Source organism: Dehalogenimonas sp. 4OHTPN (assembly GCF_040448695.1).
Classification (GTDB): Bacteria; Chloroflexota; Dehalococcoidia; order Dehalococcoidales; family Dehalococcoidaceae; genus Dehalogenimonas.
Genome location: NZ_CP159307.1, coordinates 792,505 through 812,103, shown reverse-complemented (window position 1 = coordinate 812,103; position 19,599 = coordinate 792,505). Strand labels below are relative to the sequence as shown.

Annotated in this window: 20 protein-coding genes and 1 tRNA gene; 15 read left to right on the top strand and 6 right to left on the bottom strand. The window is 56.1% G+C overall.

Going from position 1 to position 19,599, the window contains the following annotated elements; translation table 11 throughout:
* Positions 1-107 precede the first annotated feature (107 nt).
* Positions 108-1,256 carry an acyl-CoA dehydrogenase family protein gene (locus tag ABV300_RS04270; RefSeq protein WP_353715285.1) on the top strand — a complete coding sequence of 383 codons (1,149 nt, stop codon included), beginning with the start codon at positions 108-110 and terminating at the stop codon, positions 1,254-1,256.
* Positions 1,257-1,309: 53 nt separating this feature from the next.
* Here the strand turns inward: ABV300_RS04270 and ABV300_RS04265 are convergent, their stop codons facing one another.
* Positions 1,310-1,507 carry an HVO_2922 family protein gene (locus tag ABV300_RS04265; protein ID WP_353715284.1) on the bottom strand — a complete coding sequence of 66 codons (198 nt, stop codon included), beginning with the start codon at positions 1,505-1,507 and terminating at the stop codon, positions 1,310-1,312.
* Between the two features lie 45 nt (positions 1,508-1,552).
* Positions 1,553-1,942 carry an HVO_2922 family protein gene (locus tag ABV300_RS04260; RefSeq protein WP_353715283.1) on the bottom strand — a complete coding sequence of 130 codons (390 nt, stop codon included), beginning with the start codon at positions 1,940-1,942 and terminating at the stop codon, positions 1,553-1,555.
* 372 nt (positions 1,943-2,314) lie between these two features.
* Between ABV300_RS04260 and ABV300_RS04255 the strand changes: the two genes are divergently transcribed.
* Together ABV300_RS04255 and ABV300_RS04250 are read left to right on the top strand one after the other, a co-directional pair.
* Complete coding sequence (locus ABV300_RS04255) at positions 2,315-3,505, top strand: MFS transporter (protein ID WP_353715282.1); 1,191 nt, start codon at positions 2,315-2,317, stop codon at positions 3,503-3,505.
* A 58-nt stretch (positions 3,506-3,563) separates the two neighbouring features.
* Positions 3,564-4,052, top strand: a complete 489-nt coding sequence (locus ABV300_RS04250; RefSeq protein ID WP_353715281.1) for a CvpA family protein — start codon at positions 3,564-3,566, stop codon at positions 4,050-4,052.
* 73 nt (positions 4,053-4,125) lie between these two features.
* Here the strand turns inward: ABV300_RS04250 and ABV300_RS04245 are convergent, their stop codons facing one another.
* On the bottom strand, positions 4,126-5,679 hold the full coding sequence (locus ABV300_RS04245; protein ID WP_353715280.1) for a reductive dehalogenase: 1,554 nt from the start codon (positions 5,677-5,679) through the stop codon (positions 4,126-4,128).
* A 414-nt stretch (positions 5,680-6,093) separates the two neighbouring features.
* Between ABV300_RS04245 and ABV300_RS04240 the strand changes: the two genes are divergently transcribed.
* The 8 genes from ABV300_RS04240 to ABV300_RS04205 all read left to right on the top strand — a co-directional run bounded on the left by ABV300_RS04240 (position 6,094) and on the right by ABV300_RS04205 (position 13,509).
* Positions 6,094-6,513 carry a zf-TFIIB domain-containing protein gene (locus ABV300_RS04240; RefSeq protein ID WP_353715279.1) on the top strand — a complete coding sequence of 140 codons (420 nt, stop codon included), beginning with the start codon at positions 6,094-6,096 and terminating at the stop codon, positions 6,511-6,513.
* A 9-nt stretch (positions 6,514-6,522) separates the two neighbouring features.
* A complete protein-coding gene (locus tag ABV300_RS04235) occupies positions 6,523-7,086 on the top strand; it encodes a LemA family protein (protein WP_058439859.1) in 564 nt (187 codons plus the stop codon).
* Positions 7,087-7,152: 66 nt separating this feature from the next.
* Positions 7,153-8,355, top strand: coding sequence for a M48 family metallopeptidase (locus tag ABV300_RS04230; protein WP_353715278.1), 1,203 nt, complete (start codon positions 7,153-7,155; stop codon positions 8,353-8,355).
* Positions 8,356-8,578: 223 nt separating this feature from the next.
* Positions 8,579-9,811, top strand: coding sequence for a DEAD/DEAH box helicase (locus ABV300_RS04225; RefSeq protein WP_353715277.1), 1,233 nt, complete (start codon positions 8,579-8,581; stop codon positions 9,809-9,811).
* A gap of 182 nt (positions 9,812-9,993) precedes the next feature.
* Positions 9,994-10,836, top strand: a complete 843-nt coding sequence (locus ABV300_RS04220) for a DegV family protein (RefSeq protein ID WP_353715276.1) — start codon at positions 9,994-9,996, stop codon at positions 10,834-10,836.
* Between the two features lie 74 nt (positions 10,837-10,910).
* Positions 10,911-11,351, top strand: coding sequence for a MarR family transcriptional regulator (locus ABV300_RS04215; protein ID WP_353715275.1), 441 nt, complete (start codon positions 10,911-10,913; stop codon positions 11,349-11,351).
* Position 11,352: 1 nt separating this feature from the next.
* Positions 11,353-13,035: an MDR family MFS transporter gene (locus ABV300_RS04210; RefSeq protein ID WP_353715274.1), complete on the top strand. Its 1,683-nt coding sequence runs from the start codon at positions 11,353-11,355 to the stop codon at positions 13,033-13,035.
* A gap of 81 nt (positions 13,036-13,116) precedes the next feature.
* The gene (locus tag ABV300_RS04205) at positions 13,117-13,509 is read left to right on the top strand and encodes a hypothetical protein (RefSeq protein WP_353715273.1); all 393 of its coding nucleotides are present in this window, start codon (positions 13,117-13,119) and stop codon (positions 13,507-13,509) included.
* Between the two features lie 53 nt (positions 13,510-13,562).
* On the opposite strand, the gene ABV300_RS04200 is transcribed toward ABV300_RS04205, so the two are convergent.
* Genes ABV300_RS04200 through ABV300_RS04190 form a run of 3 tightly spaced genes read right to left on the bottom strand, consistent with a single transcriptional unit; the run spans position 13,563 to position 16,047 of the window.
* Positions 13,563-13,934: a YbaN family protein gene (locus ABV300_RS04200; protein WP_353715272.1), complete on the bottom strand. Its 372-nt coding sequence runs from the start codon at positions 13,932-13,934 to the stop codon at positions 13,563-13,565.
* Positions 13,935-13,960: 26 nt separating this feature from the next.
* Entirely contained in the window at positions 13,961-15,376 is a 1,416-nt protein-coding gene (locus ABV300_RS04195) for an ATP-binding protein (RefSeq protein WP_353715271.1), read from the bottom strand.
* The gene (locus ABV300_RS04190) at positions 15,373-16,047 is read right to left on the bottom strand and encodes a response regulator transcription factor (protein ID WP_353715270.1); all 675 of its coding nucleotides are present in this window, start codon (positions 16,045-16,047) and stop codon (positions 15,373-15,375) included. Before ABV300_RS04190 ends, ABV300_RS04195 begins: the two co-directional genes overlap by 4 nt.
* A 90-nt stretch (positions 16,048-16,137) precedes the next feature.
* On the opposite strand from ABV300_RS04190, the gene ABV300_RS04185 reads away from it, so the two are divergent.
* The 4 genes from ABV300_RS04185 to ABV300_RS04170 all read left to right on the top strand — a co-directional run bounded on the left by ABV300_RS04185 (position 16,138) and on the right by ABV300_RS04170 (position 19,599).
* A tRNA-Arg gene (locus ABV300_RS04185) sits at positions 16,138-16,214 on the top strand.
* Between the two features lie 57 nt (positions 16,215-16,271).
* Positions 16,272-16,712, top strand: coding sequence for a hypothetical protein (locus ABV300_RS04180; protein ID WP_353715269.1), 441 nt, complete (start codon positions 16,272-16,274; stop codon positions 16,710-16,712).
* Between the two features lie 155 nt (positions 16,713-16,867).
* Complete coding sequence (locus ABV300_RS04175; RefSeq protein WP_353715268.1) at positions 16,868-18,133, top strand: serpin family protein; 1,266 nt, start codon at positions 16,868-16,870, stop codon at positions 18,131-18,133.
* 101 nt (positions 18,134-18,234) lie between these two features.
* A complete protein-coding gene (locus tag ABV300_RS04170) occupies positions 18,235-19,599 on the top strand; it encodes a hypothetical protein (protein WP_353715267.1) in 1,365 nt (454 codons plus the stop codon).

The following is a 19,599-nucleotide window of genomic DNA, read 5'->3' as shown; positions in this document are numbered from 1 at the left end:
AGTTTTGTCCACCGGTTTACCAGACTTGAACAACCCTTCAACGAAGCCTATAATACCGCCAGCTTGATTGAACAATTGCTCAAATACCCCTGAACGAGGAGTTGAACGTGGAGTACTTCCTGAATGAGCTTCAAACAACGGTCCGCGATTTAGCCCGCGGCATTGCCGAAGAGAAAGTGCTGCCGGTGCGTGCCGAACTCGATGAAAAAGAGGAGTTTCCCTGGGCTATCGTTAGAGAGATCGCCGCCTCCGGCCTCTACGGAATCGCCATCCCGGAGGAATACGGCGGCATTAGCGGGGGTTCCTTCGAGCTGGTGCTCGCCACCGAACAGCTTGCCCGTGTCTGTGGCGGCGTCGCGGTAACTTACGCCGCCAATTTCCTTGGTTCGGATATTCTGATTGACAACGGCTCGCCGGAGCAGAAAGCCCGCTTTCTGCCGGATATCGCCAGCGGTGAGAAGCTGTGCGCCTTCGCCATCACCGAGGAGACCGCCGGCTCGGACGCCGGCGCCGTGAAGACGACAGCTACCAAAACCGCTGACGGCTATGTGATTAACGGCAGCAAGCGTTTTATCACCAATGGCGGGGATGCCGCCATCTATACAATCATCGCCCGCACCGAACCGGGCAAGAGCGCCCGCGGTCTGTCAGCCTTCATCGTGGAAAAAGGTACGCCCGGCTTTTCCTTTGGCCGCAAGGAGAAAAAGATGGGCATACGCACATCTTCGACCCGGGAACTCCTATTCGACGACTGCCTCATTCCCCGGGAGAACCTCATTGGCAAAGAAGGCATGGGCTTTTTCTATGCCATGAAGTTGTTCGAAAAATCCCGCCCCGGCATCGGCGCCCAGGCCCTCGGCATTGCCCAGGGAGCCTTCGAAGCGGCTTACGCCCATGCCAAGGAGCGCGTCCAGTTCGGGGAGGCGGTCCTATCCTTCCAGTCCATTCAGCACATGCTGGCCAATATGGCTATGGACATCGAGGCCGCTCGGGCGCTCATCTACGCCTCAGCCCGCACCATTGACTCCGGTCTGCAGAAAAGCGGCAACATGGAGTCCTCGATGAGCAAGGTTTTCGCCTCGGACATGGCGATGCGCGTCACCACCGACGCGGTGCAGATTATGGGCGGCGTCGGTTACATGCGGGATTATCCGGCTGAAAAATTCATGCGCGATGCCAAAATCACCCAGATGTACGAAGGCACCAACCAGATCCTCCGCAACATCATTGCCAACGAACTGAAGAAACGGTATTAATCAGTCACCGCTCTTTACACCAGGCGTGATCTATCGGGCAACGGAACTAAAGGTCAGGTTTTAGTTTCTGCTGTTTGATCAACGACTGGCGCCGAAGGCGCATTACTGATAACAGAATTGATACCGTTGACCGCGCTTTCTCTAGACTGATATCCTTCCGCAGAATCGGCGATTATATTACCGTTCTGGTGGCGCAGCCGCCAGCGGTACTCCCCGCCTTTATCTTTGAAAAGTTCAAATGTCGCCGCCATTATCCATACCTCTCTCATTTCTAATTCGGGAAACCGGTAACAGAACTACCCTGCCAGCAGGATTACACCGATCCCAAGCACAAACCAGGCGACCGCGATCAATGCCACGATGGCGGCAGCGCTCATGCCGTCACCGGATGAAACAGCATTATTCGCTTTCCAGGCAGGAGTAGAACTAGCAGCGGCCACAGGCGTCGATTGGGGGACTGCCGCTGTAGCCGGCGGGGCGGCCTGGCGGGATATAACCTGTCCGGTTTCGCTGTCCTTTATTGAAGCCATGCCGACGTTATTCTTAACGGACTCGATGCCGTTTATCGCACTGGATTTGGAAGTATAACCTTCAGCCGAGTCGGCGATGATATTCCCGTTCTGGTGACGGAGCCGCCAGCGGTACTCGCCGGCTTTATCCTGGAATAATTCAAATTTGGTCGCCATACTGCGCTCCTTTATGTTTTAATCCGGTTTGTTACCGCGTTCTCCAATTTAAAGTGCAACAGGCGCTCGTCCCTCCTTCCGTTCATTTATTCCATAGTACGATTTAAGCCGGGTAAGCGCAATATGTTTTTCAATCCGGAGAAAAATAAAGTCCGATCTATAAACCAGAATAGAACAGGCCTATGTCTTAAGTCATATCATCCCTAGCCTCAAGGCTATTGTAAAAAATATCGCCTGGGGGTACACTGGTTAGCATTTTTCTAATACATATTTGGTAATAATCAATTGCCGGATTCGAATCTAATGCTTAACAGCCCGCAAAAGGGGTTATTCAGCCACCCTATTTTCAGGCGTTTCCCTCCGGGTGTCTGGATGGTCACTTTTATCGGACTTCTCAATTCGGCGGGTTTTTCGGTGTCGCTGCCGTTCTTGTCGCTTTATCTCTACCAGCAGCGGGATGTACCGATGACCGTGGTCGGGCTGATCATTCTGGGCAGCGGATTGATCGCCGCGGCCGCCCAGATGCTTTCCGGGATGCTGTCCGACAGAATCGGCCGGCGGCCGGTAATTTTGGGCAGCACGGTGCTGGCGACGGTTCTGTTCATCGTCATGGCATTGTTGATAAGCTCGACCGCCCCGGTATGGGCAATTGTCAGTGCCTACGTCCTGGTACGTTGCGGTTTGATGTCCGCCCGCCCGGCGACTTCGGCGCTGATCGTTGATCTGATGCCCAAAGCCAGGTTGGCCGAAGGCTACGGCATCCTCAGGATGGGGCAGAACTTGGGGTTCGGCTTCGGACCGGCTATCGGAGGTTACTTTTGGGCGGTCACCTCCTACGGCTGGCTTTTCGCTGCGGCGGCGGTTATCAGCCTGCTCTGTCTGTTTTTGGTCTACCGTTTCCTAAAGGAGAGTTTCGGCGGCTCAAACGGCGAGAAGGTCAACCTCCAGGCTGTCCTAGCCACCGCCCGCGACCAGACCTTCCTGGGATTCACAGTTATTTCCGTCATCGCCTTCATGGGCCTCGGGCAGTTCATCAGTACTCTGTCGGTCTATACAGTTGACCGGGTGGGTTTTTCCACAGTGCAATACGGGTCGCTGCTCACCCTGAACGCGGTGACGGTGGTTTTGCTGCAGTACCCGGCGGCGCGCTGGATCGGCCGGTTCAAACGGGCTGAAGCACTGTTCCTCGGCATGGCGGTTTATTCTGTCGGCTACCTGTCGATGGGATTCGTCGGTCCCTACGGGCTGGCGCTGGGGGCGATGGGTATAATCACCATCGGCGAAATCTTATTTTCGCCCGTCTCAATGACCGTCGTCGGCGAGTTGTCCCCCAAAAACCAGCGGGGCCGCTACCAGGGTTTTTACGGCCTGGCGGAGACCCTGGGCATTTCCCTCGGCCCGACCTTGGGCGGGGCGCTTCTGGACGCTTCGGCGCCGGACGGGCGCCTCGCCGTCTGGTTGCCGATAGCCTCGGTAATCCTGGCGGCGGGACTGGCCTTCTACGTCTGGGGGAAACGGCGCTACCGGCCGTTACCGGAAGCCAGCGCCATCGAAGCGGCTTAAATAGTCGCCAGTATGAACAGCCATTGAATCATGCCATGATTGCGCCTATAATGGCGCCATGAACTGGCTTGATATCGCTCTCCTGGTCTTTCTGGCTTTTCAGGTTTTCTCGGGGCTTTCGCAGGGTCTGATCAAGGCGCTGGGCGGTTTACTCGGGCTTATTGTCGGTATTTTCCTGGCTGGCCGCTTCTACGAGAGTCTAGGCGGCAGCGTCTTCAGCTTTATCAGCAATGAGGATATCGCCAACGCCGCCGCCTTCGCAGCGGTACTGATCGTTACCTGGATTGTCTTCAGCATCATCGCCGGTCTGCTGACCAAGCTGGTGTCGGTGGTGCTGCTGGGTTGGGTCAACCGGCTGGCCGGGGCGATCTTCGGATTGTTCATGGGCACGCTCATCGCCGGAGCGGCGCTGGCTGTTTGGGCTCAGTTCTTCGGCGGCGAATCGTTGGCGGACTCAACCATCGCGACTTTCCTGCTGGACAAATTCCCCCTGGTGCTGTCGCTGCTGCCATCGCAGTTCGATTCCATCAAAGAATTCTTCCAATAGTAAGTAGGTTTCAGCAAAGAAAGAGGCCGGAGGAATCCCCCGGCCTCTTTCTTTGCGATTTCCGTTCGTGTGTTTAGTAACCCATGTGACGGGCCATCATGGTTGAGGAGAAACCGTTCGACGGCAGGGACATGTTCCACCACTCCTCAACCTCCTCGCCGTGCTTCATGCCGTAACCCATAGGTTCGTGCATGGCGGCGAAGAAAGCGTTGAACAGCGGCGTGATGGAAGCCGTGCCTTTGACCACCTGGTGAATCATGGCACCGTTGGCGCCGTTGAAAACGCAGTTGCCCCAGCAGACATTGCATACGTCAACCGATCTCTGATAGATCTGACTGCCGGGCATGTCGGTCCAATAAGTCTTGCGCCCAAGTTTGTGCCACTCGCCGGACTCGCGCATGCCAGGTAGCGGTGGGTCTTTGGGAGTGAGATGGCTCGGCCGGACTTCGTAGGAAGGTTCAGCCTCGCCTTTCTTAGTGATTGAGCCCGAAGGGCAAAGGTCGGCGCACAGGCCGCAGCTGTGGCAGAAACGCCACATGCCGGCGTCGATAGGCTTGGTCGGCGCCAGTTCCAGGTCGGTCAACATATCGAAGTAGCCGCCGAAAGCGCCGACTTCAGGGCTAAGGGTCATGATGGAATGCCGGGCGTTCTCGCCTAAACCCCCTAAAACGATGCCGGGGCCCGAAGGCAGGACACGGTACGGCACATCAGCCATGCTCTGGTAACCGATGCCGGTGATGAAGTCCTGGGTGCAGGTGGTGGTTTCGCGGCGCAGCCGATAGCGCGTCTGGGTGGTTCTGCCCAGGACAGTCGGCCGCCTCATGTTAAGTTCCTGGTGCTGGGGAATTAGGTAGGTGACAGCCCAAAGAGGAATATTGGGCACGTAGGTGATATTTTTAGCCTGGTCCCAGGTGAAGGTAGGCTGGTCGGCAAAAACTACCGGTTTGGTAACCGTAGTGGGGGCTTTGTCGATGTTAGGATAGTATTGGGTGCCGATGTTATCGCCGGTCAAACCCACAAAGTTCTTGTGGTGATCGTCAAGCTCACCCACGCCGAGGTTAGCGGCGCCGAAGAAGACCATCACGGCACGGAGCATCTTGGTGGCTTCCTCCGGGGTGCCGGTCCACTTGGGAACACCGCGCTGTTCGGGGGTCTGGACTTTCCTGCGGCCGAATTTGTCGGCTTCACAGGTTGGGATGACGCCACCGACGGCACCAGGGCTGCCTGCCAGGGATATCCCGGAGAAGACGCCGCCGTTGGCAGAACCGAGCGCCGCGTCGCGCAGGCGGTAGCCCGGCTCGTTGTCCTTCATGCGGTCGGCATCGGATTTCCCGGACCGGGTCATGGCATTGTATGCCTCGAGGCCGGGGTAGCGGGCGACGACCGCAGCAGACTGAGTGCTGTGTCCGCCATGATGGCGCTTGACCAGCGCCCAGTCTATTTCTACAGTGGGTTCGTCAACTTCTTTAACGAACCAAGCACGCTTGCGGGTGGATTCGGCTGCTGAAATGACCTCATCCAGATCATGGAATGCAGGCGTGACGGCGGCTGCGCCGCCAATGCCGCCGACTAGCCCCAAGCCCTTCATGAAATCGCGGCGGGAGACAGTGCTGTGAAATAATGACATACTTACTCTCTTTCTTATCTACTGGTTATAACTCTGGGCGCTGTGGTCTGTTCCCCCGCCAACCGGTCTCTCCCGATCGTCATCAACCCGGCTTCACCTCCTGTGCACTCGAAACATACGAAAAAGCAGGATTGTACCTGACACGGCTCACTTAATTTTCAAGACCTTTACAAATTGGCGTAGGCGCAAAAAAGCAGGCTCTAAATATATTTAATATTTTTATATGCATATAATATTGCCTAATTGGCCAAAAGGCATCGTCCTTTAGTACTAGTACCATGCTGATTTATATTCGTTAATGCGGCGTTTATTCGTGATGTATTAACTGTTCTTAATCTTTATTTTCCCAAATCATGGCGTCCCGCCCCGAATATTGACACGGGCATTTCCTGGGCCTAAACTGGGGACTGGAATATGAATTGCCCCAAGGACCACAGCCCGATGATCGTGGTTGAGCACAACCGGATAGCGCTGGACTATTGCCCGGAATGTCGCGGCGTGTGGTTTGACCGGGGTGAACTCGAACTACTGATGGAGCTGGCTTGCGGCGGTGAAGCGGATACCTGTACTGCCGATCTTTTAACCCGCCCGGAAGCGACAACCGCCGAAGCTCGGCGCCGCTGCCCCATCTGCAACCACAATATGCGTAAAGAACACATCGGGCAGCAGCCGGCGGTGTTGATAGACTCCTGCGGCCGGGGTGACGGTCTTTGGTTCGACGGCGGGGAATTGCACCAGGTGCTGTCGCAGGTCCAAACCGCAGCCGGCGGTAATCAGGACGCCAGGTTACTGGCTTTTCTCAAAGAGACTCTCAAAGCTGATATCAACGAATAAGGAGGTAATATGGTAGGACTGCTTATTGCCCTGGGTATCATCGTCGTCCTGTTTCTTATTTTTATCGGCATCTACAATGCCCTGGTGGGCTTGCGCAATCAGGTTAAAAACGCCTGGGCGCAGATTGACGTGCAGCTCAAACGGCGGTACGACCTCATCCCCAACCTGGTGGAGACGGTCAAGGGCTATGCTAAACATGAACGCGAGGTTTTTGAGAACGTTACTAAAGCCCGCAACCTTGCCCAGCAAGTATCGTCATCAGCGCCCCACATCCGGGCTCAGGCTGAGGGTGAGTTGTCCGCTGTCCTGGGGCGCCTGCTGGCGGTGGCAGAAGCCTATCCTGACCTTAAGGCCAATCAGAACTTCCTGGCCTTGCAGGAAGAACTGGCTTCAACCGAAAACAAGATCTCCTTCTCCCGCCAGTTCTACAATGATTCAGTTTTAACCTACAACAACAAGATCCAGATGTTCCCTTCCAACATCATCGCCGGCATGTTCGGCTTCACCATGAGTGAATTCTTCGAACTGAAAGTAGAAGCCGAGCGCGTCGCCCCCAAGGTCAGCTTCAGCTAAATCTAAATGTCGTTCGGGCAGGGGCGCGGCACCGCGCCCCTGCCCTTGCGTGCCTAAGATAACATTATGTGGGAACAGATCAGCGCTAACCGCACCCGTTCGGCCGTCCTGGTCATTATGATGGGCGCCGTGCTCATTATACTGGGCTACGCCGTCGGTATTTATTTACTTGATGAGCCCTGGGGGGGCGTCGCCGTGGCCGCAGTAGTTTGGATCATCATGACCCTGGTGGCCTATTTTCAGGGTGACAGCATCCTCCTGGCGACCGCGGGAGCCAAGAAGATCGAGAAAAAAGATCACCCCCGCCTGTTCAACATCGTCGAGGAGATGACCATCGCCTGCGGCCTGCCCAGGATGCCTGATGTCTATATCATTGACGATCCGGCGCTCAATGCCTTCGCCGTCGGCCGCGACCCCGGCAAGTCAGCGGTTGCCATCACCTCGGGCCTGCTGCAGAAGTTGAACCGCGACGAACTTCAGGGTGTCATGGCTCATGAGATGGCGCACGTCAAGAACCGCGACCCGCTGCTCATGTCGATGGCCGCCGTTCTCCTTGGCACTATCGTCATTATTTCCTACTACGCCTCGCGAATGCTCTTCTACTCCGGCGGCCGCGGCTCGCGGCGCTCTTCGGATTCAGGAGGCGGCGGCGCTATCATCGCGTTGATCGGACTGGTCTTCATGATCCTGGCGCCGATCTTTGCCCAACTCATCTATTTCGCCATCTCCCGTCGGCGGGAATACCTGGCCGACGCCTCGGCGGCTTTGTACACCCGGTATCCGGAGGGACTGGCTTCGGCGCTGGAGAAGCTGGGCGCTTCCACCAATCAGATCAAGGGAGCCAATCAGGCCACTGCGCCGATGTATACTGTCAATCCTTTCCGAGAAGAGGGGCGAAAGGCCGCCGACCTTACCAGCACCCACCCGCCCATCTCGGAACGAGTGAAAATCCTGAGGCGGATGGGCCATTCCGCCTCATACCAGGCTTACGAACGAGCCGCCGAGGAGACCTCTAAAAAACATATCATTCCCGCCTCGGCGCTCACCGGAGCCGATTCGGTCCCAGTTCGGGCACCCTCCGCGGAAGGCGCCGTCGGCGAGCCGGACAAATTCGCCCGGACGCGGGAGACCCAGAATATGCTCTTCGGCATGGCCAACTATCGCCAGCTGAACTGCGCCAATTGCGGCACGACGCTCCGGCTGCCACCCAATTTCACCGCCCCTGCGGTGCGCTGCCCGCATTGCGGGACGGTGAACAAAACCGCCTGATATTTGATGAGACAGGTACCGATCAAGCGTCAGATTTTCCCTTCTTTTTCCCAATTGATTTGTATTGATACCCGCGGTCACTGTATAATTTATGTAAAACAAGTGGATTTATCCTTATTTTGATTGCGCCGTACCTCCCTTCCAGTTCTGCCTTCAACCACAACGCCCGCCAGTCGTGCCGGCCGTTTTCCAGAAAACCGAAAAATAAAGCTATAGGGAAACAATGACTTTCGAATCCTTTAATCTTCACCCTGCTGTCATGAACGGCGTCAAAGCCGTCGGTTATACCGAACCCACCCCCATCCAGGCCCAGGCCATCCCGCCGGCGCTTGAAGGTAAAGACCTCATCGGCCTGGCCCAGACCGGCACCGGCAAGACTGCCGCCTTCGTGATCCCCATGCTACAGCGTCTGCTAAAGGGCCCGACCGGGAAGTTGCGGGCGCTTATCATTTCCCCAACGCGTGAGCTGGCCGAGCAGATCTACGACACCATCAAGGGGCTATCTTACTATACCAGCCTGCGCGCCATGGCTATCTACGGCGGCGTCGGCATGGAACCGCAAAAATCCAAAATTCGCACCGGCGTGGACATCGTTGTCGCCTGTCCCGGCCGACTTTTAGATCACGTCTGGCAGGGCACTATCGACTTCACTGACGTTGAACTGCTGGTTATCGACGAGGCGGACAGGATGTTCGACATGGGTTTCCTGCCCGACGTGAGGAAGATATTAAAATGCCTGATGCACCAGCGTCAGACGCTGCTCTTCTCCGCCACCATGCCGGATGATGTCCGCAAGCTGGTGCGCGAGGTCCTCAAGGACCCGGTTACGGTGCAGATAGGCACGGTAGCGCCGGCCAACACCGTGGCTCATGCCCTTTATCCGGTGCGCCAGGACCTGAAGACGCCGTTGCTGAAAGCGGTACTGAAGCAAATCGACACCGGTTCCATCCTGGTCTTCACCCGCACCAAACACCGCACCGAACGGGTAGCCCTGGCGCTGGCCCAGGCCGGCCACTCCGTCGCCTCCATCCAGGGTAATCTGTCCCAGTACCGCCGCCAGGAAGCCCTTGACGGCTTTAAGGACGGCAAATACAAGGTGTTGGTGGCTACCGACATCGCTTCCCGCGGCATTGACGTTTCCGATGTTTCCCACGTAATTAATTACGATATGCCGGACACCGCTGACGCCTATATCCACCGCATCGGCCGCACCGGCCGCATCGGTAAGACAGGCGACGCCTTCACTTTTGTCACCGCCGAAGATGAGTTAATGGTTAAATCACTCGAGAGATTGCTAAAGGCTCCCATCGAACGGCGAATTGTTGATGGTTTCAAGTACGACGCCCCCGAACCCGTTAAGACTGAATTCGCCCGTCCGCCCCGGCGTCACACCCGGCCGCAGACGGCAGCGCCGAATGTCGACCGAAGCCGCCGACGGCGTCCGGCGACAGGCTAAATCGGCTTGGCTTAAAATAAACCATTCCCCTGAGTAAGATATTTCCGCCACGAAACTTTTTACCTGCACGCTTCTTGAAGTTAATCCCGGGCCGGCTATCCGGGTTCGAGAACCATAGCTAAAAAGGCTTAGATGGGGTATACTTGGCGCTGAATGGGGAACAAAATCAAAGGAGCGCCAAGATGGTCATCAAAGTAGTCACCGATTCTACTTCCGACATTCCGGCGCCGCTGGCGTCAGAGCTCGGTGTCACCTCGGTTCCCCTTTATGTTCAGTTCGGCAGCGAATCTTTCCGTGACCGGGTAGACATCACCGAAAACGAGTTTTACACCCGGCTGGTGACCGATCCGGTACACCCTACCACCGCCCAACCCTCACCCCAGGACTTCGCCACAGCCTACGACAGCGTCGCTGACGGCGCCGAAGGTATCCTTTCAATCCATATCTCTGAAAAAATGAGCGGCACAATCAACTCAGCCAAACAGGGCGCCCGGCTGATGAAACGCGCTGTGCCGGTTGAGGTCGTTGACTCCAAGTTCACCTCAATGGCCCAGGGCCTGGTCGTCCTTGCCGCGGCGCATCTGGCCAGAACGACGAAGGACTTGAAATCAGCCGCCGCTGCGGCCCGCGGGTTCGTTGATGACATTCATCTGCTGGTCCTTTTCGACACCCTCAAATATATCGCCCGCGGCGGTCGCATTGGTAGAGCCAAAGCGCTGCTGGGTTCCATCCTGAACGTCAAACCGCTGCTGTCCATCAAGGATGGGGAATTCGTGCCGGTCGGCCAGGTAAGGAGCCGGGTCAAAGGCATCGACCGGCTGTTTGAATTGGCCAGGGATGCCTCCAACAACATCGCCGAACTGGCGGTCATCCATTCCACCACGCCTGACGAAGCCCAAATACTGGCTAACCGTATCGGTGAATTCCTGCCGGCGGATAAAATCCACATCGCCCGTTTTGGGCCAGTGCTTGGCGTCCACGGCGGGCCTGGAGTAATCGCCGTAGCTTTCAGGCTTAAAGCCTGACCCTCAAGAGCCTTCAGTCTATATTGACGGTTTATTATTAAGGTGCTAAATTAGTTAGCACCTTATATTTTTGTATGGAAGACCGCGAAAGACACATCGAGCAGCTAATGGAAAAGCTGCACTCGTTGAAACGGCTGATGACCCCAGAAGGCCACGGGCCCGGCTGCCATCAGGAGTTAGCCCCGTCCCAATGGTTGGTACTTCACCTGGTCAGCCACCAGGAAGGCATCGGCATCAAAGACTTAGCATCGCAGCTCGGTATTACTTCCTCCGCGGCGACTCAAGTCGTCAACGGACTAGTCAACAAGGGTTTCCTGGTCCGCCAAGCTTCGCCGGATGACCGGCGGGCGCTTTGTCTCAGTCTTCCGGAGGAAAGCCGCCGCCGGGTGGAGGCCGCCAAGAAGCAGCGACTGGAACGCATTGCTTCAATTTTCAAAGTTCTGTCAGAAGACGAACTCCGCACATTCATAGACCTTACGGACAGGGTCTGCAGCCGCAATCATAAAAAGGAGTAGTATGTCATCCACCCTTAAAACTCCTCTGGTACTGGCCGGCATGATGCTATCTTTGATCCTGGCCTCCCTGGATCAAACTATCGTCGCCACAGCCATGCCCCGCATCGTTCAGGAGTTCCAAGGCCTTTCCCACCTGTCGTGGGTTTTTACCGCTTACATGCTGGCTTCGGCGGTAACTGTGCCCATATACGGCAAGCTGACCGATCTTTTCGGCCGCCGACGACTGCTTATTATTGCCGTGCTTATTTTCTTAGGCGGTTCGATGTTGTCCGGCCTGGCCCAGAACATGACGCAGCTGATTTTCTTCCGCGGCATTCAGGGTGTCGGCGCCGGCGCCATCATGGTGAATGCTTTCGCCATCGTCGCCGACTTGTTTCCGCCGGCGCAGCGCGGTAAAGTCCAGGGTCTCTTCGGCGCGGTCTTCGGCATCACCTCAGTCGCTGGCCCGCTGCTGGGCGGCTGGCTCACCGACAGTTTTTCCTGGCGCTGGATATTCTATGTAAATATCCCGATCGGGTTGGTCGCCCTGGCGGTGATCTTCGCCGGCATGCCCAGACACGCCACCGCCACCCACGGCAACGGTGAGAGATCTATTGACTACTTCGGCGCCGTCCTGCTGACCGCCACTCTGGTGCCGCTCCTGCTGGCGCTGGTTTGGGGCGGCAGCCAGTATCCCTGGGGTTCTCCCGAAATCATCACCCTGCTGGCTGTTTCCGCGATTGCCTTGCTTGGTTTCCTGTGGCGCGAAACCAAAGCCCGGGACCCCATCGTCACCCTGAGCCTGTTTAAAAATCGGGTTTTTACCATATCAGTGATCGCAACTTTTCTTGCTTCACTGGGTATGTTCGGTTCAATTTTGTTCATCCCCGTTTTTGCCCAAGGCGTGGCCGGGTTTTCCGCCACCAATTCCGGTTTGATTATGATGCCGATGATGTTGGCCATTGTCGCCGGCTCTATGTTTGCCGGTCAGGTGATGTCGCGCACCGGCAAATACAAAGTCCTGGCCGTCTCCGGCCTGGGTATCGCGACCCTTGGTATGGCATTGTTCTCCCAGGTGAGCGAATCGACCTCTCAGTTTGATCTCATTATACGGATGATTGTCATGGGCATAGGTCTTGGGTTCACCATGCCCATCTTCACCGTGGCGGTACAGAACGCCTTCAGCCACAGCCGCATCGGCGAAGTCACTGCTGGTATCCAATTGTTCCGGACGGTGGGAGGCACCGTAGGCGGCGCGGTTCTCGGCGGTGTCATGAACGCCCAGCTCGCTTCCAATCTAATAGGCATCGAGAACCATCCGTTCATTGTCGCTGCCGAACAGGTCAGTCCCGGCACGCCGGTGGTGATCGACGGTAATACCATCCAGACATTCCTTTCCAATGACGGCCAGGCTCAGATTCGCGCGCTGATCGCCCAGGCGCCGGAGGCTATCCGGGAGCAAATTTCTGCGGCTTTCGACCAATTTCTCGAGATCCTGAAGACCGCCTTCAGCCAGTCGATCGACTACGTTTTTATCATCGGCGCCACGCTTATGATCGTTGCATTCGCGGCGTCCTTTTTCCTGCCGCAGCTGCCCCTGCGAAAGAGCCACCGCCCGGCGGCCGAGGAGCTTGGCGTCGAATTGGATGCGACTATGGGTCAGTCTGATAAAAGGCACGAGCCAGACATCCTGGGTAAAGTATAATCCTGGTTTGGGCCTCCCGGCGATGAAGTTCAGCCAAACGGTGTTATAATTTTGGTGAACGAAATCTCCAAGGAGTCCATCATGCCCCTCAGACCAGCCGAAGGCGCCCCGGAAAAACTGATCCCGGTATTCCATGAGCTCAAAAAACTACTTGTGCCTTTCGCCGGCGGTCTGAACGTGACTGACGAACCGCGACATTACGCCCTGACCGGTCCGCCGACGCCGGCAAGCCGAGGCAAAGAGGTCTGGTTCGGCGGAGCGGTGGTGGCCAAACGATACGTCAGCTTCCACTTGATGCCGGTCTATGCCTTCCCGGAACTACTGCGGGATATCTCCCCGGCGCTCAAGCAGCGGATGCAGGGTAAAAGCTGCTTCAATTTCACCAGGATCGATCCTGAGCTGATTTCCGAACTTCAGAGACTGGTGAAAACTGGCTATGAGCGGTTCAGAAAAGAGGGCTTGATCTCGCCTTAGCCTTTGATAGACAAGTCGCCGGGATATCGCATATCTCGCCGAAGATAAACTGTTCAGCTCTTGATGGTACGCAGTGTAAGCAGGTGGACGGTTACACCGGCGGCGATAACGACAAGCAGCAGCCGAATCCAGGTGACATCTACAGCCATCATGCTAATAAAAATGGCGAGCCAAAGTATAACTATCGCTGAAACCTTGGCTCTGAGCTTGATAGCCCGATGTTCCCGGTAATTTCGAATGTATTCCCCCAGCCAGTGATGATGTATCAGCCAGTGGTAGAACCGCGGCGATGAACGGGTGTAGCAGGCGGCAGCCAGCAACAGGAAAGGCGTCGTCGGCAGTAGCGGCAGGAAAACCCCCAGGACGCCCAGGGAGAGCGCCAGGGTCCCGATGCCGATGAGAATGATTCGACGGCCGTGTTTCATCTAATCAACAAAAGAATTTGATTATATCACGGCCGGAGTGGTAATCCCGAATGGTCAGGTTTATCTGATAGCGGTAAGAACACGGTGAAAGTGCTGCCATGGCCGGGTTCGCTCTTCACCTCGATGCGCCCCCCGTGGGCTTCGGCAATCTGGCGGCAGATGGCTAGACCTAATCCCGAACCCCCTTCAGCCCTCGAACGCGCCTTATCCACCCGGTAAAACCGGTCGAAGATGTGAGCCAGGTTTTCTTTGGGAATCCCTATGCCAGTATCGGTCACAGATACCGCAGCAAAGCCGACACGTATCGCAGCCGACAGCGTAACGCTGCCTCCCGGCGGGGTGTAGCGGATGGCATTATCGTAGAGGTTGATGAACAGGCGCCGCAGTTCTAGCCTGTCGCCGATGACCTTGGCCGGTTCCAACCTGTTGATGCGGCAGGCTAGGTGCCTGGATAGACAAAGCGGGTTGAATTCCTCGATCAGATCTTTCAGCAGCTTGTCAAGCTCAATTTCATCAAGTTTCAGTGGCTGGCCGGAATCGCTGCGGGACACCGAAAGCAGCTTGTCGATCAGCCCCGCCATATGCTCGGATTCCCGGCTGATTACCTCCAGAGAGGACCGGTATTCTTCGGGGTTACGGCTCTTGCTTAAAGCCAGGGTGGATTCTGCCTGAATTATCGCCGCCGGTGTTCGGAGTTCGTGGGAAGCGTCGGCGGTGAAGCGGCGCTGGGCCGTGAATGACTGGTCCAGCCGGCCGATCATCTGGTTCAGTGTTTCGGCAAGTTTCCCAAGTTCGTCGTTTGCGCTGACCTCGATCCGCCGTGACAGATCGGTGCTGCTGATCTCCTGCGCCGCCCTGGTCATTTCGTCGACAGGTTTCAACGCCCGGTTAGCCATGAACAGGCCGCCGGCGCCGGCTAACAGCAATGTGATCAGTCCACCGATTACGTGAATTACGGCAAGCTGGTCCAGCACCTGGGACACCGAGGCGGTTGATCGCCCTATCAAAAGGATACTTGCGTTTGAGTCACCTGCGGCAGGTGACAGAAATATTCTTGTCGGCTCTCGCCCGGGCCGGTTCATCGTCGCAAAGGCTGACTTTTCGGCGGCCGCCTCATCGAGCAGCTGGTCGAGACCGGGGATAGGAAAAACGTCGCCCATGACCTGGAGCTGGTTCCCCGTTGCATCGAAGAGCATCAACAGTTCAAGCGACTGTGTCTCAAAAAACACCGTCGGATTCTCCTCCAAGACCGGGCTTCCATTGATGATGCCTATATTGACTCTGATGTTATTCGCAGTCGTTTCCAGCGAATCATCAAAACTGGAATTCAGACTGTTTGACAGGTAAACATATGAGATTGATATAAAAAATAGCAGCAGAGCGCCTAATACAAAAAGGTACCATATCGTCAGCAGAAATTTGACGCTCTTGAAGAGAGTCATTTCGCCTCCATTCGATACCCGGCGCCTCGAACGGTCTTTATCAGGCTGGGTTGACCTGGCTGGTCGATTTTGTTCCGCAGCTTCTTGATGTAAACGTCGATCACATTGGATAAGCGGTCGCTCTGGTAGTCCCAGATCCGCTCCTCCAGCATGGTGCGTGTGATCAAGACACCCGGATGGCGCATCAAGTACTCCAGTATGGCGTACTCCCGGCTGGTTAGCTCGATCTTCCGCCCGCACCGAACGGCCGTCCTGGTGGCTGTGTCCAGTTCCAGGTCCGCCGCAGTTAACTTCGAGGTACTTAAGGGGACGCCCCGCCTCAATAATGCTCTGACTCTGGCAAGCAGTTCCGAAAACGCGAAGGGTTTGATCATGTAGTCGTCGGCGCCGGCGTCCAGTCCCGCCACCCGGTCTTCAATGGCGTCGCGGGCTGTCAGCATGAGGACGGGCGCGGCTATTTTCCGGTTCCGCAGTTCGCGGCATGTCTGGACGCCATCCTGTTTCGGCAGCATCACATCGAGGATGATCAGGTCATATGACGTGCTTTCGGCCAGCGCTTGGCCTTCGATGCCGTCGAAAGCGTTGTCGACAGCATAGCCCGCTTCTTCCAGACCCCTTTTAATGATCTGGGCCAAGCGTCTTTCGTCTTCGACCACCAGGATCCGTACCATGTCCTCCTCCGTTCGGATACATTATACCGAATCCGAAAGAAAGCCCTGAAATTCACTAATGGAGCTAATTATTGCTATAATTCCGAGAGTGCCCCTGTAGCTCAGTAGGATAGAGCAGCGGTTTCCTAAACCGCGTGTCGCGCGTTCGAATCGCGCCAGGGGTACCAGTTCTTTTTTAATGGAGGCTCCTCCTGAGAATCCCATTCTGGATCCCGCTCGGTCTGTTGCTGCTTATTATCAGCCTGGCGCTGGGCATTCACTTTGATTTGATACAGTTTGAATCGGTTGTTGGACCATATCTTCTAACCCACTGGATGGGCTGGTTAGGCGTCGGCTTTCTGGCAGTCTCGGTGCCGGCTTACTCGATACTCAAGCGCTTCGTTAAACTGCGTTCGAAAGCCATGCTGCCGGCCCATATCTTCGGCAACATTCTGGCCTTCGGCTTAATCACAATCCATTTCGCCCAACGTTTGCGGTTCCCTGATTTCGATACCGGCTTCCTGATGTACCTGATGCTGTCCGGTCTCATCCTTACCGGCATGATCAAGAGGTTCTGGTATTTACACCGAATAAACGGCATCCTCAACTATCTCCATCCCGGGCTGGCACTATCCCTGGCTTTCACCGTGCCGTTCCATATCGCCCGCAACCTGGGCTTGCTGTAAATCCCTCCGATATTTCCCAACCAAAGCCAGGCCAGGTATCTGCGCATGAAATTAAGTACTGAAGACGTCTTACTTGGCAGGTGAAATGCATGATGCTTACCTTATGCCTTCTGCAGCGTTGTACAATATAGAAATCCGAACCCTAAGAGAATAAAATGAAAACATTTCTCTTGCCTATCGCTTTATCCGCGGCGCTGCTGTTTTCTGGTTGCGCCCGACCAACCTACGGAGAAGAACTCAAATCAGATAAAGCGCGCCTTTCCCCCAACGCTCCGGCCACCGACCTTTCAGAACTCGTTGCCGGCAACACCACATTCGCCCTGGCGCTTTATCAATTATTGAAGGTGGAGGATGGCAACATCTTCTATTCCCCTTACAGCATCTCGGCGGCGCTAGCCATGACCTTCGGCGGCGCCCGCGGCCAAACAGAACGGCAGATGGCTGACACCCTGCGTTTTACCCTGGAGCAGTCCCGCCTTCACGCCGCCTTTAATGCGTTGGACACCGCCCTTAACTCCCGCGGACAGGGAGCCAAAGGCAAGGACGAAGAGCCTTTCGTACTCAAGGTAGCCAACGCTCTCTGGGGCCAGCGCGAATTCAAGTTTGAGACAAGCTACCTCGACCTGCTGGCCGAGAATTACGGTGCCGGACTGCGCCTTGTCGATTTTATCAAGGACACCGAAAATTCCCGCCAGACGATCAACAATTGGGTGTCCAAGGAGACGGAGCAACGGATTAAGGACCTTCTCCCTCAGGGCTCGGTCAATGATCTAACTCGGTTGGTTCTGACCAATGCCGTCTATTTCAACGGAGGCTGGCTGAACCCCTTTTCCGAAGATGCCACCCGAGACGGCGCTTTCAATCTGCTGAACGGTCGTAAGGTCATCGTGCCGATGATGTTCCAAAGTTCCGGCATGGGCTACGCTGTCGGGGACGGATATCAGGCGGTGGAGTTGAAATACGACGGCGGCGAACTCTCCATGGTCATCATCCTGCCAGCGGGAGGCACCTTCAGCGCCTTCGAAAACAGCCTCGGCAGCGCCGAACTGGCATCAATCCTCGCAGCCTTGAGGAACAATACCGTCAATCTGACCATGCCTAAATTTGAGTTCGATTCAGAGTTCGGCCTCAAGGAAACTCTGACAGCCTTGGGCATGCCCGTCGCCTTTTCCGACAGCGCCGATTTTTCGGGCATGACCGGGCGGCGGGACTTGCAGATTCAGGACGTGGTGCATAAAGCCTTCATATCTGTCGATGAAGCCGGCACTGAAGCCGCCGCGGCCACCGGCGTCGTCGTCGGCACAACTTCGGCGCCGCTGGACCCGGCAACCGTCACCCTCGACCGCCCGTTCATTTTCCTCATTCACGATATCGCCTCCGGGGCTATTATTTTCACCGGTCGCGTCGTGGACCCTTCGTAGCTAAGAGTTTTCAAACTACTCGCGACCGTTTCGATACATTTGCATGGGCTGAACTCGAGGTCGTTGATACCTGATGCCGTTTCTGGGTTATAATCTCACCCATGGTCCGACAACCATCAACGGAACCCCCCGTCCGGCGGCTGCTGGACGCCGCCGGTGTCAAGCTGATGATGCTTGCTTCAGACCGGTGGGCGAAGGCGGCTTTCATGTTGGTTATTTTTACGGCCGCGGCGGCCCGGATTTTAGCGGCGCCTTTCTCAGCCACCCAGGACACGGCTCAGTTCTGGTCGTTCGCCCAGTTGTTTAAGCGGCACGGTCTTGATTTCTACAGTCATTATGCCGGCACCGACCCTGTCAACCCGTGGCAGGGCTGGGGATTCGTGTATCCTCCTGTCTGGCTCCTGATTCTGGGCCTAGCGGCAGTGGCTGCGCCCGGTGCCGCCGCCGGGCAAGATTTCGTGGATACCGCGTGGCGCCTTGCTATGAAAATACCGATCATCACCGCCGACCTGGCAATCGGGCTTATCCTGTTTGCCGCTGTACCCGGTTCCGCCTGGAAGAAACTGCTCTTCGCTTCGTTATGGCTGCTGAATCCGGCGGTGTGGTACCAGTCCTCGGTTTTCGGCCAGTTCGACGCCATTGCCGCCGTTTTTTTGCTGGGCGCTTTGGTCCTTTTTGAAAAACAACATTACCGATGGGCTTTCGCCGCCGCTGCCGTGGCTGTCCTCACCAAGCAACACACTTTGATTCCGGTTGTTTTCATGATCGCTTCCGCCTTGAGAATGTTGCCGCGGCGGCAGATTGTTGCTAACCTCGGCGTTTTTACTGGGGTCATCGCAGCGGTCTCGCTGCCGTTCATGGTTACCGGGGCTGGCGGAGAATACTTGAACGCTGTCCTGCTGCCGGGTCAGGCGCCGGCTTACCAGGAGCCGATGGTCTACGCTTTTTCAGGCAGCGGGGCGTTGGTCACTTATCTCCACAACGTTTACGGCTGGGACACGGTGGGGTGGTTGAATATCAACACCCCTGTAATGGTGTTGGGCATCATCGCGGGACTGGCGGCGACTTACTGGCTGAAACTGTCGCCCGCACGGGCTATGCTGATCGGGATCCTCATATTCATCTCTACCTTTTACCGGATCAACTACCAGTACCTGGTGATTTTCATTCCGCTAGCGATCTATATCGCCGCGAGGTCTTTATATCTGACCGAGCGTTTATGGAGCCTTGCTTTGGCGCTTTTCCCAAGCCTGTGGCTCTGGTTCTTCAACGTTGCCTTCTGGTTCAACTACGTTTCGCCGGTCTATCCTGCCGCCTCGACGGTGCTTTCCCATTTCGGTTGGACCCAGGAAACATCCGGCGATATCGTATATGTTAGAATAGCCTTAGCGATCACCTTCCTCTCCCTTGGTTACTGTATCCTGGCTGTTACCCGGTGGCGAGCGCCCCTCAAGAGCCTGGGTTGA